The sequence below is a fragment of the Ruegeria sp. BI12 genome, assembly GCF_056537985.1.
Map to the genome: position 1 here is coordinate 1121702 of NZ_JBQFSL010000001.1, position 15926 is coordinate 1137627.

Annotated in this window: 18 protein-coding genes; 9 read left to right on the forward strand and 9 right to left on the reverse strand. The window is 57.0% G+C overall.

The window, feature by feature from the left end:
- Positions 1–126: 126 nt before the first annotated feature.
- The 3 genes from ACR0AK_RS05820 to ACR0AK_RS05830 form a co-directional block, all read right to left on the reverse strand.
- Positions 127–933: a class I SAM-dependent methyltransferase gene (locus ACR0AK_RS05820; protein WP_480792683.1), complete on the reverse strand. Its 807-nt coding sequence runs from the start codon at positions 931–933 to the stop codon at positions 127–129.
- Positions 934–1261: 328 nt separating this feature from the next.
- Positions 1262–2164, reverse strand: a complete 903-nt coding sequence (locus ACR0AK_RS05825; RefSeq protein WP_480792684.1) for a fatty acid desaturase — start codon at positions 2162–2164, stop codon at positions 1262–1264.
- A complete protein-coding gene (locus ACR0AK_RS05830) occupies positions 2165–2587 on the reverse strand; it encodes a cupin domain-containing protein (protein WP_480792685.1) in 423 nt (140 codons plus the stop codon). It lies immediately after the preceding gene.
- Positions 2588–2672: 85 nt separating this feature from the next.
- Between ACR0AK_RS05830 and ACR0AK_RS05835 the strand changes: the two genes are divergently transcribed.
- The gene (locus ACR0AK_RS05835; protein ID WP_480793637.1) at positions 2673–4091 is read left to right on the forward strand and encodes a protein adenylyltransferase SelO; all 1419 of its coding nucleotides are present in this window, start codon (positions 2673–2675) and stop codon (positions 4089–4091) included.
- Between the two features lie 11 nt (positions 4092–4102).
- On the opposite strand, the gene ACR0AK_RS05840 is transcribed toward ACR0AK_RS05835, so the two are convergent.
- Both ACR0AK_RS05840 and ACR0AK_RS05845 read right to left on the reverse strand, forming a co-directional pair.
- Positions 4103–5074 carry a cation efflux transmembrane domain-containing protein gene (locus ACR0AK_RS05840; protein WP_480792686.1) on the reverse strand — a complete coding sequence of 324 codons (972 nt, stop codon included), beginning with the start codon at positions 5072–5074 and terminating at the stop codon, positions 4103–4105.
- Between the two features lie 86 nt (positions 5075–5160).
- On the reverse strand, positions 5161–6048 hold the full coding sequence (locus ACR0AK_RS05845; RefSeq protein ID WP_480792687.1) for a DMT family transporter: 888 nt from the start codon (positions 6046–6048) through the stop codon (positions 5161–5163).
- A gap of 204 nt (positions 6049–6252) precedes the next feature.
- Here ACR0AK_RS05845 and ACR0AK_RS05850 point away from each other — a divergent pair, with 204 nt between their 5' ends.
- From ACR0AK_RS05850 to ACR0AK_RS05875, 6 genes are all read left to right on the forward strand, one after another.
- Positions 6253–6957, forward strand: coding sequence for an endonuclease/exonuclease/phosphatase family protein (locus ACR0AK_RS05850; RefSeq protein WP_170556882.1), 705 nt, complete (start codon positions 6253–6255; stop codon positions 6955–6957).
- Between the two features lie 71 nt (positions 6958–7028).
- Positions 7029–7442 (forward strand): Fur family transcriptional regulator, encoded by a 414-nt coding sequence (locus ACR0AK_RS05855; RefSeq protein WP_170556884.1) that lies wholly within the window; start codon positions 7029–7031, stop codon positions 7440–7442.
- 136 nt (positions 7443–7578) lie between these two features.
- On the forward strand, positions 7579–8460 hold the full coding sequence (locus tag ACR0AK_RS05860) for a DMT family transporter (protein ID WP_170556886.1): 882 nt from the start codon (positions 7579–7581) through the stop codon (positions 8458–8460).
- Positions 8461–8605: 145 nt separating this feature from the next.
- Complete coding sequence (eno, locus tag ACR0AK_RS05865; RefSeq protein WP_170556888.1) at positions 8606–9883, forward strand: phosphopyruvate hydratase; 1278 nt, start codon at positions 8606–8608, stop codon at positions 9881–9883.
- A 48-nt stretch (positions 9884–9931) separates the two neighbouring features.
- Positions 9932–10471, forward strand: a complete 540-nt coding sequence (locus tag ACR0AK_RS05870; RefSeq protein WP_480792688.1) for a GNAT family N-acetyltransferase — start codon at positions 9932–9934, stop codon at positions 10469–10471.
- A gap of 150 nt (positions 10472–10621) precedes the next feature.
- A complete protein-coding gene (locus ACR0AK_RS05875; RefSeq protein WP_170556892.1) occupies positions 10622–10789 on the forward strand; it encodes a hypothetical protein in 168 nt (55 codons plus the stop codon).
- A 48-nt stretch (positions 10790–10837) separates the two neighbouring features.
- Here ACR0AK_RS05875 and ACR0AK_RS05880 read toward each other — a convergent pair whose 3' ends face one another.
- The 4 genes from ACR0AK_RS05880 to mazG form a co-directional block, all read right to left on the reverse strand.
- Entirely contained in the window at positions 10838–11287 is a 450-nt protein-coding gene (locus ACR0AK_RS05880; RefSeq protein ID WP_170556894.1) for a GNAT family N-acetyltransferase, read from the reverse strand.
- A complete protein-coding gene (locus ACR0AK_RS05885; RefSeq protein ID WP_480792689.1) occupies positions 11287–11796 on the reverse strand; it encodes a GrpB family protein in 510 nt (169 codons plus the stop codon). The genes ACR0AK_RS05880 and ACR0AK_RS05885 overlap by 1 nt, the downstream gene beginning before the upstream one ends.
- Positions 11793–12734 carry a nucleoside hydrolase gene (locus ACR0AK_RS05890; RefSeq protein WP_480792690.1) on the reverse strand — a complete coding sequence of 314 codons (942 nt, stop codon included), beginning with the start codon at positions 12732–12734 and terminating at the stop codon, positions 11793–11795. The genes ACR0AK_RS05885 and ACR0AK_RS05890 overlap by 4 nt, the downstream gene beginning before the upstream one ends.
- Positions 12735–12797: 63 nt before the next feature.
- Positions 12798–13655: a nucleoside triphosphate pyrophosphohydrolase gene (gene mazG, locus ACR0AK_RS05895; RefSeq protein WP_480793638.1), complete on the reverse strand. Its 858-nt coding sequence runs from the start codon at positions 13653–13655 to the stop codon at positions 12798–12800.
- A 66-nt stretch (positions 13656–13721) separates the two neighbouring features.
- Here mazG and ACR0AK_RS05900 point away from each other — a divergent pair, with 66 nt between their 5' ends.
- Together ACR0AK_RS05900 and speB are read left to right on the forward strand one after the other, a co-directional pair.
- Entirely contained in the window at positions 13722–14885 is a 1164-nt protein-coding gene (locus ACR0AK_RS05900; protein ID WP_480792691.1) for a M20 aminoacylase family protein, read from the forward strand.
- A 13-nt stretch (positions 14886–14898) separates the two neighbouring features.
- Positions 14899–15867, forward strand: a complete 969-nt coding sequence (speB, locus tag ACR0AK_RS05905) for an agmatinase (RefSeq protein WP_170556905.1) — start codon at positions 14899–14901, stop codon at positions 15865–15867.
- Positions 15868–15926: the final 59 nt, after the last annotated feature.

The following is a 15926-nucleotide window of genomic DNA, read 5'->3' on the forward strand; positions in this document are numbered from 1 at the left end:
AAAAGGTCTAACCGTTCCAAGGGCGTCAATTTGCACTCTTCTTGAAACCCAGTATCGCGAAGAAGATTTGTAGATATTCAGAATACCTCGGACAATTCGACCGAAACTCCCTGACGATGTCCAAATTCACCCTTCAGCCTCCGATGACATTCGCCAGAACCTTCTGTTCCTCCAACCGCCGAGGTCGCCATCGTTTTTCGATTTCCAGTCGTACACGAACTGATCGCCCACATTCAGGTCCTGTGTCGCGATCATTGTTGGTTCGAACTTGTTTTCCCGGGCAATACGTTCGACGAAAGCAGCCGACGGACGGCTACCCATTCCATGCATGGCCTCTTCGATGACGTCCTTTTCCTCCGGTACCAGCTCAATTCGCATAGGGTCATCACTGTCGCAAACCACGGTTTCTAGTACGACTTCGCGCGTCATTGAAAAACACTGTGCCAGATGCTCCTCGACCTGTGGGATGTGGTACAACAGGCCAAAATGAATGATCATGTCAAACTTGCCGAATTTGGTGAAATCTTGCTCTAAATCAAATACTTCGACCTTTAAATTCGGAACTCTTCGGTGCTTGAGCCTGGCCATCTGTGCCGTTTCATTCCGGCCTTCAAGACACAGTACATCGGCTCCAAGGTCTGCGAAGAACGCGCCAATGTCGCTCAGTCCGCTGCCAAGTTCCAATACGCGTTTTCCATCAAACCAGTCTTGGCCATACAATTCTAGAATCTTGTTAATCCTTTTGACCCGCCAGTGCGCATAGCTGATGGCGTACACCGCATGGCGGTTTGTCGCCATGTGCATTGTCACATGACGCTCTATCGGAGACATATGCGCCGTGTTTACGATGAGTTCGAAACGTTCGAACCGATCAGAAAACCGATACATTTGTTGAAAGCGTAGCCACCCGGCACGCACTTTGGATAAAATCATGTTGGTCCTCAAATTTCGATCAGCGTTCACAAGCCGCTGTAATCGCTAAAACAATTCGTTCTATCCCCCAAAACCACTAGCACTTTGCCTTTGCCTAGGCTCCTTATTGATAGTGGGTAAGCTGTGTCATTCCTGTCAAGTTTTTGGCTGGTTATGCCTTTTGGTTGATCAAAATCCGCAAGAAAGACTGAACAGTGGTCCCAAAGGTCCGGACAATGGGCCCACATTGTAAAGACTGTTCTTGGAACGTTACAGTGAGAACCCTGAAACTTTGATGCGCGCAGCAGAATCGGTCAAAGTGTCCTCAAAGCAGCCGATCTACGAATACTTAGCTGATTGGTCTGCGCTTCACGCTGCGCACATAGTCACTTGTAAACTCAGTGTATCCGTCCGAAGTCGATTTCAGATGCGCCCGCGTCCAGTGATGCAGGGCCGGAAGCTGGTGGAACGGGACATTCGGAAAGGCGTGATGCTCTGCGTGGTAGGGCATGTTCCAGGCCAAAAAACGCACGATCCGGTTGGTGAACGTGGTGCGCGAGTTCTCGAGCATGTTGGCGACTGGCGGACACAGGCCGTGTTCCGCCAGTAGATAGAGGCGCAAGAATGGTTGCCCCACCAGAACGGGTAAAATCCAAAGCCAGAAGAGTAGCGGGGACAGGAGCAGGCTTAGAGCTGCGACCACGTAGAGTATCAACAGCAGACGTGCCTCAGCCCGCATGGCGGTGTGTTGGCGCACAGGTAGGTACGGGGCGTCGATGCGACCAAGGGCGTTTTGTAACAGGACAAGTGCCATGCCTTTCCAGTAAGGCCAGCCCGACAGATAGAGCAGCAGGCTCAGCCGGTCTTGCGGTCGTGGCTTACCGCCAAGCTCAGGGTCTTTTTCCGGGTGGTTTGTCCATTTGTGGTGTGCGAGGTGAAAATACCGAAACCATGTAAAGGGTAGGGCGATTGGGATTGACACCAGGTGCCCGACAACGTCGTTCAACCAGCCAGTCTTGAACGGGGTCTTGTGGGTGCACTCGTGGCTGAGCGTAAACAAAAACACCAGTAGGACACCCTGTGGCACGATCAGAAGTGGCCAAAGAGGAACCCGCCACGCAATACTGGCACCGGTAAGGGACAGCAGCGCCAGGTAACCCAGAAGGTGCCGCAGACCTGCTGCGTCCGAGCGCTGTTGTAGCTGACCTTTGGCCTCAGGTGGCAGCGACGCTATGAGGGCGCGGTGGTCCATTCATTCGCCACGAGCGATGTCAAACCCCGGTTCGGCTAATTCGAACCCGCCGAACTCGAACCCTGGGGAAACGGTACAGCTGAGCAGCGTATAGTCTCCTGTGGTGCGCGCCGCTTGCCAGTGGTTCTTGGGCACGATCAGTTGCGGTGCGCCTTGCGACAGATCCGGGCTTAGTACGTGGTCGGTGGCTGGGCCGTCGTTCGTTGCACTCAGAGACAGGATCAACGGGGCGCCGGAGTGGTAGAGCCAGATTTCGGTCGCGTCCACGCGGTGCCAGTGACTGCTTTCCCCTGCGGCCAGCAGGAAATAGATGCAGGTCCCGGTGGCGCGGCCCTCGTTGTCCGCGCGCCAGGTTTCGCGGAACCAGCCGCCTTCGGGGTGTCGTTCCAGTTTCAGGTGGTCGATGATCTGCTGTGCGGTCATTGGGCCTCTCGTCATTGGGGCCGATTATGCACGTGATCGTGCGATCCGCTATGGTATTCGTGTGCGCAAGGAATATGTTTGCTGCATGACCCTGACGATCCCGTTTGACAACAGCTACGCCCGCCTTCCCAACAGCTTTTATGCGCGGCAAGCGCCTATCCCTGTGCGTGCGCCGCATCTGATCGCGTTCAACACCGATTTGGCGCAGATCCTGAATGTCACACCTGGCGATGTGCAAGAGATGGCCGAAGCCTTCGCCGGCAATACGCTGCCTGACGGTGCAGAGCCAATTGCGCAGCTCTATTCCGGGCATCAGTTCGGAAACTATAACCCGCAGCTTGGGGACGGCAGAGCTGTTTTGCTGGGCGAAACCATCGGTACAGATGGTCTTCGCCGGGATATCCAACTCAAAGGTTCCGGCCCAACCCCATTCAGTCGTCAGGGGGATGGTCGCGCTTGGCTGGGACCCGTGCTGCGTGAATACGTGGTGTCCGAGGCAATGCATGCGCTGGGCATCCCGACAACCCGCGCGCTGGCCGCTGTTGAGACCGGAGAGATTGTACTGCGCGAGGGACCGATGCCCGGTGCGGTTCTGACCCGTGTGGCGCAAAGCCATCTACGGGTCGGGACATTCCAGGTTTTCGCCGCGCGCGGCCAACTGGACAGCCTGCGCCGCCTGACGGAATACGCCATTGATCGTCACTACCCGGATGCGGACGGTCCGATGGGCCTGTTGCGTGCGGTCGTCGAAGCACAATCGCGGCTGATCGCGGCATGGATGAGCGTAGGCTTTATCCATGGGGTGATGAACACCGACAATTGCTCAATCGCGGGCGAGACCATTGACTATGGACCTTGCGCCTTTATGGACAGCTATCATCCGAACACGGTCTACAGCTCGATTGACCGAATGGGGCGCTATGCCTATTCCAACCAGCCCGACATTGCCGTTTGGAACGTGGCGCAACTGGCGACAGCACTGATTCAGCAAATGGATGACAAGGAGGCCGCCGTTGAAGAAGCGACCGAGATCGTGCATGCCATGCCTGCGCTGCTGCAAGAGAATTGGTTGAAGCGCTTCTGCGCAAAGATCGGATTGGCGGCCGGGCAAGAGGGCGATCTGGAGCTGATCTCGGACTTGCTAACACGCATGGCGCAAAACCAGGCAGATTTCACCAACACGTTCCGTGCGCTGGGCAGTGAGGCCGCACGCGATCAGTTCACCGATCCTACGGCGTATGATGCCTGGTCCGAAGGCTGGAATGCCCGTCTGAAACATGAGCAAGACGTAACCATCACAATGGCCGCCGCAAACCCGGTCTTCATTCCGCGCAATCACCGGGTTGAGCAAATGATCCAGTCCGCCGTTCAGGGCGACTATCAGCCTTTTCACAGACTGAACAACGTGCTGTCGCAACCGTATGAGAACCAGCCCGACGCGGATGATCTGAAACGTCCCCCATCTGAGAGCGAAGTGGTGCATGCCACGTTCTGCGGCACCTGATGCGCTGACACTCAGACCTCGTCGCGATAGGGGTTAATCTCGTCTGGCCAGCGCCGCGCGTATTGCGAAATCATTAGGTAGACGTCCGCCCCGTCGATTGCCCTGCGTGCATCGCGCACCATGCGCAGGTTCAGGGTGTCGACCTCATCGGCGGTGATGGCACGCTGAGGATCGTAGTAGACGGTGATCAGAATTGTTCGACCCTGCTTGATCACGGACATGTCCCGCAATGCGCCACCGTCTTCAGTGATTGCGGGACGCAGGGCGCGCCTTGCGGCTGCGATAAGGTCCGGGCTGGCGGTGGCGTTTGCAAGCTCACCCAGCCCGCCGCGAAAGTCGCGCACATAGGAACTGATTGCCAGAATACACAGGAACAAAACGATGATTGAATCCCCAACGGGTGCGACTGACGACAGGGCCCCGTCCCGGAACAGATAGATCGCGCCAAGGCCAATTCCGGCTGCGGCAGTGAACAGGCCATCGAACAGCGCAGCCTTGGATTCCAACCGCAGGATTGCGCTGGTCTTGCCGGTTTGTCGCCAGGTGAAATAGTGAAACGCCCACAACAGCACGCAGGTCAGACCGATGGCGGCGAAATAGATAAACATCGGGCCGAAGATCAGCGGCTCGGGCATCATTCCATTGTAATAGCTGTAGATGTTCTTGACTGCATTCGTGATGGCGAACAGCACCAGCCCCAACAGCGAGAGAGAGCGGAAGGTGGAAAAAATCGCCTCATCTGACGCATAACCAAATGGGCGCCGCTTGTCGGGGCCCGCATCGATCCGAAGGCTGATGCGGCGACCCAGGAAAGCCGATCCAAAGCCAACCAGAGAATACAGGCCATCCATCATGATTGCGTTAGAGTTGGACAAGACCCCGGCCAGAATTCCCGCCGCGCCCATGAACAGGTTGCCAGCCATAGCGATAATGAGCGAGCGACCCTCAAGCTGTTTTCTGCGTTCTGCATTTGGTGTCGACATCTGGTAACGTCCTGATAGGGCATCAAACTCCCAAACAGATACCTGTTTGAGCAGGATAGGCCAACACTTGCGAAAGCGGGTTTTGCCTAGTTCCGTACGATTTCCAAAACGGCGGCGCTGACGATCAGGATTGCGCCCAACAGTTCGCGCAAACCGAACGGCTCGCCTGAGAAAGCAGCGGCCGAGGCCAGACCGACCACAACCTCGCTCATCAACAAAATGCCTACGCGGGCAGGGGACAGCTTGGTCGCAGGCCAGATCGTCATGAATACCATGGGTAAGGTGTAAAAGGCCGATAGCAGGACCAACTGTAGGGTCCAAAGTACATCGGCCTGCGCGATTGTCGGCAATACTGGTGCAGGCAGGACTGTCAGGCTGACCATCGAAAGGATCAGCGCGCCCGCGACAAAGGCAAAGACCTGACCCAAAGCTGAGATCGTGCTGGTTCTATACAGCCCCAAGGTACCCAGTGCCCAGCACATGCCGGAGGCCAGCGCCATCCAGTCACCGGGGTTCCGCGGCAGCGGCACACCGCCCGAGTCCCCCAGCACAACGAAGAGGCCGCCCACACCGCAAGCAAGGCCTGCAAGCCGCCCCAAGCTAAGGCGTTCGCCCAGAAAAACCCGGCCCAAGATCGTGCTCCAGATCGGAGTGAGGTAGAACAGCAGGATCGACCGCACAACATCCGTATAAACAAGGCTGATGGAATAAAGGCTGAAAGCCGCTCCGGTGAACATCCCGCTGAGCACAAGATCGCGCCATTGCAGAGCCAGTGTTACCCGCTCTTTCCAAATGAAAGGAATCAGAACCAGCAGCGCCATGCTGTACATCGCGATTCCCGGCCATGGTCCGGTCAGGCCCAGATCAAAGAAGAAACGCACGGGGATCCAGTAAAGGCCCCACATCATGCCACCAATCACCAGTACGATGCTTGGCCAGGTGCGGTTGCTCGAGAATGTATTGCTGGAAACCACTTCAGGCCTCAATTGGACAGGTTTCAATGGGATAGAACATCAGCACCTTGCGGATCAAGCGCGGCATTCCTGATGGCGCGGTCTGCCGAATTTTCGGGCAAATGGCCAGGATAATCAGCGTTAATTTATCGACCTAAGAAAGACTGGGGTTGCACCCCGCAACCAGCATGGCACTTTGGGGGTCGACCATTTGATCGGAACCGTATGTCGCCTCAATCTACCCTTCGGATTGCAAGCTATAACATCCAGAAATGCGTTGGGTTGGATTTTCGCCGCCAGCCTCAGCGCATCATGCAGGTGATCGACAGCATGCAAGCGGATATCGTTGTGCTGCAGGAAGCCGACAAGAGGTTGCCGCCGAGGCCCGCAGCTCTGCCCCATTTCATGCTGGACGAGGCGGGCTGGCAGATTGTTGATCTTGGCGGCGCAGGCAGCCTTGGATGGCACGGCAATGCCGTCATCTGGCGCGGAGACAAAATCGACGTGCGCAAAACAGGTCACCATGACCTGCCGGGGCTGGAGCCTCGCGGTGCTGTTCGGGTTGAGTTTGATACCCAGATCGGTCCACTTCGTGTCATGGGCATGCATCTGGGTCTTCTGCCTGCATCCCGGCGGCAACAGATTCACCACATCCGGCGCTGCGATGAGGATCTGGACAACATGCCCACCGTCTGGGCCGGTGATTTCAACGAATGGTCTCGCCAACCTGTGCTCGACCACCTTGCGCCTGACATGCGTTTTTTGCCCCCGGTTCCCAGTTTCCCGGCTGCGCAGCCGCTGGGTGCGCTGGACCGGATCGCGCTGGGCGCGGGGCTTGAGGCGGTAGTGCATGGTGTCCACAGTGCGCGACCTGCGCATATTGCATCGGATCACTTGCCGATTTGGGCTGATCTTCGCCGTGTTGCTTAGGTGCAATTCCCCTGTAGCGCCAGCGGCGCAGACGTACTAAGACAGAAATCCGAACTACTCTGAGGGTCACTATGTCCGACACGATCATTGCCCGTTGCGAAGCCAAAGGTCTGCGCATGACGGGTCAGCGCCGCACAATTGCGCAGGTGTTGCAGCAAAGCGAAGATCATCCGGATGTAGAAGAGCTGTATGCCCGTGCCTCAAAGGTGGATTCGGGTATCTCCATTGCCACCGTCTATCGCACCGTGAAACTGTTCGAAGAGGCGGGGATTCTGGAACGATTGGAATTCGGTGACGGGCGCGCGCGCTATGAAGATGCCGAACGCGATCATCATGACCATCTGATCGATATGCAGTCGGGGGAAGTGATCGAATTCGTCGACCCTGAGATCGAAGCCCTGCAAGAAAAAATCGCCGCCAAGCTGGGATATAAGCTGAAAGGGCATCGTCTGGAACTGTACGGCGTGCCGCTGGAGCAGGACTGATACATCACGAAACGCGATTGGTTGCCGCACGGCAATTCATCAAACATGTCGCAATATGGCTTGCGACGTCGCGGATGTTCCGGTTTTGGTGACTCAAGGGCGCAGATTTTATCAGCCCATCCCAACGGACACGCGCATGAACAACGTACACGGCATTTTGCTGATCATCGGGTCGATGGCGGCCTTCGCGCTTGAGGATATGTTCATCAAGCATTTGTCGATCACTGTCCCTACGGGTCAGATCATGATCGCACTGGGGTTGGTATGTGGACTGGTCTTCGTGGCGTTGTCGTTGGCCACGCGCAAACGCATCCTGGATCCAGTGGCGTGGCAAGGCCTGCCGCTGGCGCGAGCAGGGACAGAAGCGGTAGGTGCATTAACCTTTGTAACTGCGCTGTCTCTGGTCGAACTGTCCACTGTAGCAGCCGTTTTCCAAGCGATGCCGCTGGCCGTGACTATGGGGGCCGCATTATTTCTGGGCGAACATGTCGGTTGGCGACGGTGGAGCGCCATCGGGATCGGCTTTATCGGTGTCCTGATGATTATTCGTCCGGGTCTGGAAGGATTTCAGCCCGAGTCGCTGTTCGTGGTAGCGACTGTTATTGCTATCGCGGCACGTGATCTGATTACGCGCAAACTGGACGTTCGTGTGGCCTCATCCGTTGTTGCCATGCAAGCCTACATCGCCGTGGCGCTTGCTGGGGTGGTTTTGATGGTGTTCACGGCCCAGCCAATTGTTCCGCTACAATCCTCGCAATTCGGATCATACATTGGGGCGATGGGCTTTGGTGTCTTGGGCTACTACGGCATCGTTACCGCAATGCGGATCGGAGAGGCCTCGGCCTTGACGCCATTCCGGTACAGCCGACTTGTCTTCTCAATCGCTGCAGGGATGCTGATGTTTGGGGAACGCCCTGATCTGATGACCATTACAGGCGCGTCACTGATTATCGGATCAGGCATGTATACCTTTCTGCGCGAACGCAGGTTGGCACGCGAAGTGGCGGTTGCGGCCTGACGGATCGTCGCACGTTGGCGCAAACACGGGGCTGTTAGCCCTAAACCTCCGTGAATATATATGTTAGCGATAACGTGACTGGTTTACTTTTGGGCCGGTGATGCTATGAGGCATGCAACCAAATGCAGCCACAGGGACGGGCCTCATGAGCACCATCATCGACATCCACGCACGCGAAATCCTGGACAGCCGGGGCAACCCTACGGTCGAAGTGGACGTGATCCTGGAAGATGGGACCATGGGCCGCGCCGCAGTACCTTCGGGCGCATCGACCGGCGCGTACGAGGCGGTGGAAAAGCGCGACGGTGACAAGTCCCGCTACATGGGCAAGGGCGTCCTTGAGGCTGTCGCTGCTGTAAACGGTGAAATTGCCGAAGAACTGGTTGGCTATGACGCGACCGAGCAGGTGGCCATCGATGGTGCGATGATCGAGCTGGACGGGACCGAGAACAAAGGTCGTCTGGGCGCCAACGCCATTCTGGGTGTCTCGCTGGCGACAGCTAAGGCTGCTGCAGATTTCACTACGCAACCGCTCTATCGTTATGTCGGTGGCACTTCGGCTCGTGTTCTGCCTGTGCCGATGATGAATATCATCAATGGCGGTGAGCACGCGGACAACCCGATCGATATTCAGGAATTCATGATCATGCCGACGTCGGCCGCGAATATCCGCGAAGCCGTGCGCATGGGTTCTGAGGTGTTCCACACCCTGAAACGTGAGCTGTCGGCGGCTGGTCTTGCCACCGGTGTTGGCGACGAGGGCGGCTTTGCCCCCAATATCGCATCCACCCGCGAAGCGCTGGATTTCATCCTGCAGTCCATTGAAAAGGCAGGCTATAAGCCAGGCGAGGAAATCCATCTGGCGTTGGATTGCGCAGCGACCGAGTACTACAAGGACGGCAAATACGTCTTGTCGGGCGAGAACATCTCGCTGACGTCAGAGGAAAACGCTGAGTATCTGGCGGCTCTGGTCAAAGACTATCCGATCATCTCGATCGAAGACGGCATGTCCGAAGATGACTGGGACGGCTGGAAAGCCCTGACCGACATGATCGGCGACAAGGTGCAGTTGGTGGGTGATGATCTGTTCGTAACCAACCCGGCGCGTCTGGCCGAAGGGATCGAGCGCGGTTGTGCCAACTCGATGCTGGTCAAGGTAAACCAGATCGGATCGCTGACTGAAACGCTGCGCGCCGTCGATATGGCCCACCGTGCACGTTACACCAACGTCATGTCGCACCGCTCGGGCGAGACCGAGGACGCAACCATCGCTGATCTGGCGGTTGCAACCAACTGCGGTCAGATCAAAACCGGCTCGCTGGCGCGGTCGGACCGGTTGGCCAAATACAACCAACTGATCCGTATCGAGGAATCGCTGGGTGAGGTTGCGGAATACGCGGGCGCGTCCATTCTTCGCAAGTGACGCCAACAATGCTAAAGTGATCCTCAGGTTTTGATTGAGGATCGTGTTTTGCTTGAAGTTATCGAAGCTGAAACGCCGGACCACTTTGATGAGGTTCGGCGTTTGTGTTGGGAATATCGCGATTTCCTGCTGACGTTGGATGCCAAGTCCGTGCGCGTTGTAAAAACCTATTATCCGCGCGATGTGTATGCCCAACTGATGGAAAATATCGAAGTCGAACATGCCTGTCCCGACGGTGGTGTGCGACTGGTGTTGAAGGATGGGCAAGCTGTCGGCTGCGGAATGTTTCGAACAATCGAGCCGGGTATCGCCGAAATCAAACGGGTATTTGTTAACGAAGCCGCACGCGGGACGGGTGCGGGACACGCCGTCATGCTTTCTCTGATTGAACAATGCCGTAAACAAGGGTTTGACTGCATTCGCATGGACACGGGCAAACCACTGAAGGCAGCGACGCGTTTGTATCTGTCGATGGGCTTCCAGCTACGCGGCGCATATTCCGAGATTCCGGAGGTCGCGAAAGGCACTTTGCTGTTTTTTGAGATGTCATTATCCGGTCAGCAGGCAGAAATATCGAAAAATAGCTAAGTTTTTTCCAAGTCCTTTGCGTTGTTATTGCAGGGAAAAATCTAACTTGTCAGAAAAATGTCTGCATAAATTCAATTTTGTGTGAACTTTTACCTATTTGTTCGGTCCCTGTCTTTCGTAATGTGCCTGCATTACAGAAAGGAGAACGAAATGACTGGTTCGAAATTCCTTCTCGTAGCTTCGGTGATCAGCACTGTTTTTTTGGCGGCCTGCGCAGGGCCGGGTACTTATCCGATCACCGGGGATCCGGTGTCTGCAAGTGACCCAGTATTGGGTATGGAGTCGCCAACATACATCTATCACGGTGAAGCCCGCTAGGGTCTTCACGGGGGAACGGGCGGCGACGCCTATAAGTAATTATCCATCCTAGAGCTTTCGGCTCATCAGCACATAGCGATCGCGCGGTTTGAAACCGGTGCGTAGATAGAGTTTCTGCGCGGTTTCATTCGTGCGATCGACTTCAAGGTGAAGCGCGGTCAAACCGGCCTCGGCCAGGGCTTTGGGCAGGTCAAGCAGCACTTCGGTGGCGATGCCGCGGCCACGAACCGCCGGCCGGATGTAAATTTCGTCTACAAAGCCGTCCATGCCGCCAAATTCGACCGACCAGCCGAAGGTCAGGATGACATAGCCCAACGGCGCACGCCCCGGGCCGATTAGGTAGATGCAGCCATGGGGAATGCCCTCTAGCAATGGGGCCAACGCATTGCGGGTTTGGTCCATATCCTGGGGGATAGCAGCCTCGGTATGAAAGGCGGTGACTAGCCCCATCAGGCGATCCAGATCTTCGGGGCGGGCAAGGCGCAGTGCGGCGCTCATCAGTAATCTTCCAATGCTTGGGCTTCGACGCGCTGGATCCAACCGGATTTGCAGTCGCCATGAGCGTGATAGTCGTGTGGGTGCGCCATCGCGCATCGATACTTTTCTGCAGCGTAGGCGTCGCGAAGGTTGGGGTCCGCTTGCAGAGCATCTCGAAAAGCAAGGTGCCGCGTAATCTCGGCAGAGCCGACCACGTAGCAATGAGCCTGTGTGATGCGTTTCCCCGTCGTCGGATCGTCCATTCTGACGTATCGCCGTCCCGGCAGTCCGAATTCTCCAAGCCATTCGTAACCCAACGCTTCTAGTGCACTTTGGGCAGCGTCAAGGCTGGCAAAATCGGAAAATACCGGAAGCAGGTCGATCACTGGTTTTGCCAGTAAATCCGGTACCGAGGTCGATCCAATATGGTGAATTTCCAAAAGCCCCGCCAACTCGGCATCGCGCCAGCGCCGTATTTCCATCCTTGCCTGTTCTGGCCAAGTTGGGTCGGCCGGTTCCAGCAAGCTCATAGCCGGGCCAACCGTTCGGTCAGTAGGGCGAAAAAGCCGTCAGCGTCGACCTCTCCCATAAACATCGCGTTAGGCGCATGGTCTGTCACGCGCCACCAATCAGCGACGGTCATACCCATCGTCAGTTCGGACTGTGTTTCAATCTGAACGTTGATGTGTCGACCCGAGAACAGGTCTGGACGGATCAGATAGGCGGTCACGCACGGGTCGTGCAGCGGCGCACCTTCCGAGCCGTATTTTTCAATGTCGAACCGTTCGAAGAAATCCGTCATCTCGGCCACGGCATGGCCGACCTTACTGTTAAGCGCGCGGAAGGCGTCGTTGCGGTGTTTCGTGACCAGCGCGTCGTGGGTGACGTCCAGCGGCATAACGACGACGTGGACGCCAGATTTAAACACGATATCAGCAGCTTCTGGGTCGACGTAGATGTTGAATTCTGCCGCCGGAGTTATGTTTCCGACTTCGAAATAGGCCCCACCCATCAGAACGATTTCCTGCACCCGATCGACAATGTCAGGGGCTTTTTGAAAGGCGGTAGCAATGTTGGTCAACGGCCCCAGCGGGCAGAGCGTCACGGTTCCCGGTTCATGCGCGCGCAGGGTATCGATGATGAAGTCGACGGCATGGCCGTCGGCCAGTTGCATCGTGGGATCGGGCAGGACGGGACCATCAAGGCCGGTCTTGCCATGAACATGCTCGGCAGTAACCAGCGGCCGGTTCAACGGACGATCGCACCCGGCATAAACAGGGATATGCGTGTGACCGGCCAGTTCACAAACGATGCGCGCGTTCTTGGCGGTCAGTTCCACCGGCACGTTTCCGGCGACTGCAGTGATGCCCAGCACGTCGATCTCTTCGGGGCTGGCCAGTGCCAGCAAGATGGCGACTGCGTCGTCTTGCCCGGGATCGGTATCGATGATGATTTTACGCGGTGCCATGCTTTGCCTCCGGGATCTTGAAGCGCGGACACTCGCAAGTGTCACCACACTTGTCCAGCGGTTTCAGGCCTCGGTCGTCGCATCCACCGGCGGGAGTTTGCCATTGGAACGATGCTCTTCGATTTTGACCTCGTCCCACAGGGCATCCATCTCAGCCAGATCACTTTGCGCTGGTGATTTTCCACGATCGGCCAGGCGGGCCTCGACCTGTTCGAAACGCCTTGTAAACTTGGCGTTCGTGCGGCGCAGGGCGGCCTCAGGCTCGATGCCCAGATGTCGGCCCAGATTAACCATCACGAACAGCAGGTCACCGAATTCATCTTCCAACGCGTCTGCGTCCATTGCATCGCGGGCTTCTTCCAGCTCGGCGGCCTCTTCGGTGATTTTCGCAAGCACATGGCTGGCATCCGGCCAGTCAAACCCCACTCGGGCTGCGCGTTTCTGCAGTTTGTGCGCGCGTAAGAGGGCAGGCAAGTTGGCTGCGACTCCGTCCAGCGCGCCCTTCTGTTCCTTGCCCGCGCGTTCTGCCGCCTTGATGGTTTCCCAATCCACCGTCTGCTGATCCGCTGACTTGTCACGGGATTCGTCGCCGAACACATGCGGATGGCGTGCGACCATTTTGTCGGACATGGTCCGAACCACGTCCTGAAAAGTGAAATGCCCGGCTTCATCGGCCATTTGGGCATGGAAGACAGACTGAAACAGCAAGTCGCCTAACTCTCCTTTCAGCTCATCATAGGCCTCGCGTTCGATGGCGTCGGCGACCTCATAAGCTTCCTCGATCGTGTAGGGGGCGATGGTGGCGAAATCCTGTTCGATATCCCAAGGACAGCCCGTTTCCGGGTCGCGCAATCGGCGCATGATTTCCAGCAGGCGCTCAATACCCGCGTCGCTGTCATGGATCAGAGGATTTTCAGCCATTGCGAACCCTTTCGTTCCGGTGTCAGATGCATCCATTCCGCAGTCCCGATCAGGAGTCCAGCCCAGATGCCCGTCGTCAACCGAATTGCCGATTACTCAGCCGATATGACCGCATGGCGGCAGCATTTGCACACAATCCCCGAACTGGAGTTCGAATGCCATGAAACGGCGGCGTTTGTTGCGGACCGTTTGCGCGAGTTCGGAGTGGATGAACTGCACGAAGGGATTGCCCAAACCGGCATCGTGGCGATCATCAACGGGCAGGGTGATGGCCCCACGATAGGTCTACGCGCCGACATGGACGCGCTGCCGATCCCGGAAGAGACGGGGGTCGAGTACGCCTCGGCCAAACCTGGCAAAATGCACGCTTGCGGCCATGACGGGCACACCACGATGCTGTTGGGCGCGGCGCGCTATCTGGCCGAGACGCGGAATTTTCGCGGCCGTGTGGCCCTGATCTTCCAACCCGCCGAGGAAGAGGGCGGTGGTGCCGGTGTCATGGTCGAAGAGGGGATCATGGACCGGTTCGACATCACTCAGGTTTATGCGCTGCACAATGCGCCAAACTTACCCGTGGGCGCGTTTCACACGACCCCGGGCCCGATCATGGCTGCGGTGGATACGTTTGAAATTCATATTCAGGGCGTTGGCGGTCACGGCGCCATGCCACACGAAACCCGCGATCCGGTGATGGCGGCCTGTGGGATCGCGCAGGCGATCCAGACCATTGTCAGCCGCAACAACTATGCGCTGGACGATCTGGTCGTCTCGGTGACGCAAATCCACACCGGGACAGTGAATAACGTGATCCCGGATACAGCTTTCATAAACGGCACTGTGCGGACCTTCGATCCTACCGTTCAGCAGATGGTGATCGAGCGGATGGAACAGATCGTGAATGGTCAGGCGACCTCCTACGGTGTCGAAGCGCGGCTGGATTACGAGAAGAACTACCCAGCCACAATCAACGACGGTGAAAAGGCCGGTTTCGCTGCCGAGGTCGCGCGTGATGTGTCTGGGTCCGAGCGTGTGGTCGGCAACATGGGGCGCGAAATGGGGGCCGAGGATTTCTCATACATGCTGCAATCCCGCCCCGGTGCCTATCTGTTCCTGGGGCAGGGCGAGGGGGCTGGGCTGCACCATCCAAAGTACAACTTCAACGACGAGATCGCGCCGGTTGGCGCATCGTTCTTTGCGCGGATCGTCGAAAAGGCGCAGCCGCTGGGCTGATCGGGGGGAAGATATGGCACTGGAAGACGCAAAAAATCAGGTAGACGAGGCCTTCACTAACCCTGATCTTAAGGGGCTGTCCTACGAAAACACCTTTGGCGGCGCGACATCGTTCCTGCGCCGTCTCTACACCAAGGATCTCAAAGGCGTGGATATTGCCGTAACCGGGGTGCCCTTTGATCAGGCCGTGACGAACCGACCCGGCACCCGACTTGGCCCCCGCGCGATTCGTGAAGCCAGCGCTTTGCAATCGCCCGATGCGCCCTACGGCTGGCCCTTCGATGCGCTTAGCGAACTGGCAATCGTGGATTATGGAGACATGGCTTATGACTATGCCAATATCCCTGCCTTTCCCGATACGTTGACCGATCACATCCGCACTATTCTGGCCGCTGATGTATCCTCGGTTACGCTGGGCGGGGACCACTATATCAGCTTCCCAATCCTCAAGGCTTATGCCGAGAAATACGGGCCGATGTCACTGCTGCAATTCGATGCGCATACCGATACGTGGGCCGATGATGATATGTCCCGCGTGGATCACGGGACGATGTTTTACAAGGCGGTGAAATCAGGGATAGTAGACCCGAAACGCTCGGTTCAGGTCGGTATCCGCACGACCAACGAGGATACTCTGGGCGTCAACATCATCGACGCGCGCGAAGTCTACGAATCCGGCCCCGCCGCTGTTGCGCAAAAGATCAAAGGCATCCTCGGCGACAGCCCGGTTTACCTGAGTTTTGACATCGACGGGCTGGACCCGGCTTTTGCCCCCGGCACTGGCACTCCGGTTTGGGGTGGTCTGACCTCGATTCAGACCCAGATCATTCTGCGCGATATTGCCGGGATTAACATCAAAGGCGGAGACGTTGTCGAAGTGTCTCCGCCCTATGACACTTCCGGAGCGACGGCCATCGCTGGCGCTCATGTGGCGACGCAGATCATTTGCCTGCTGGGGTGGAACAAGCTGTTGAAGGATTAACTTTTGGTTAGCCATCTTTCCGGTATCTGATTAACCAAAAGCCGGACGGGAGAAACACG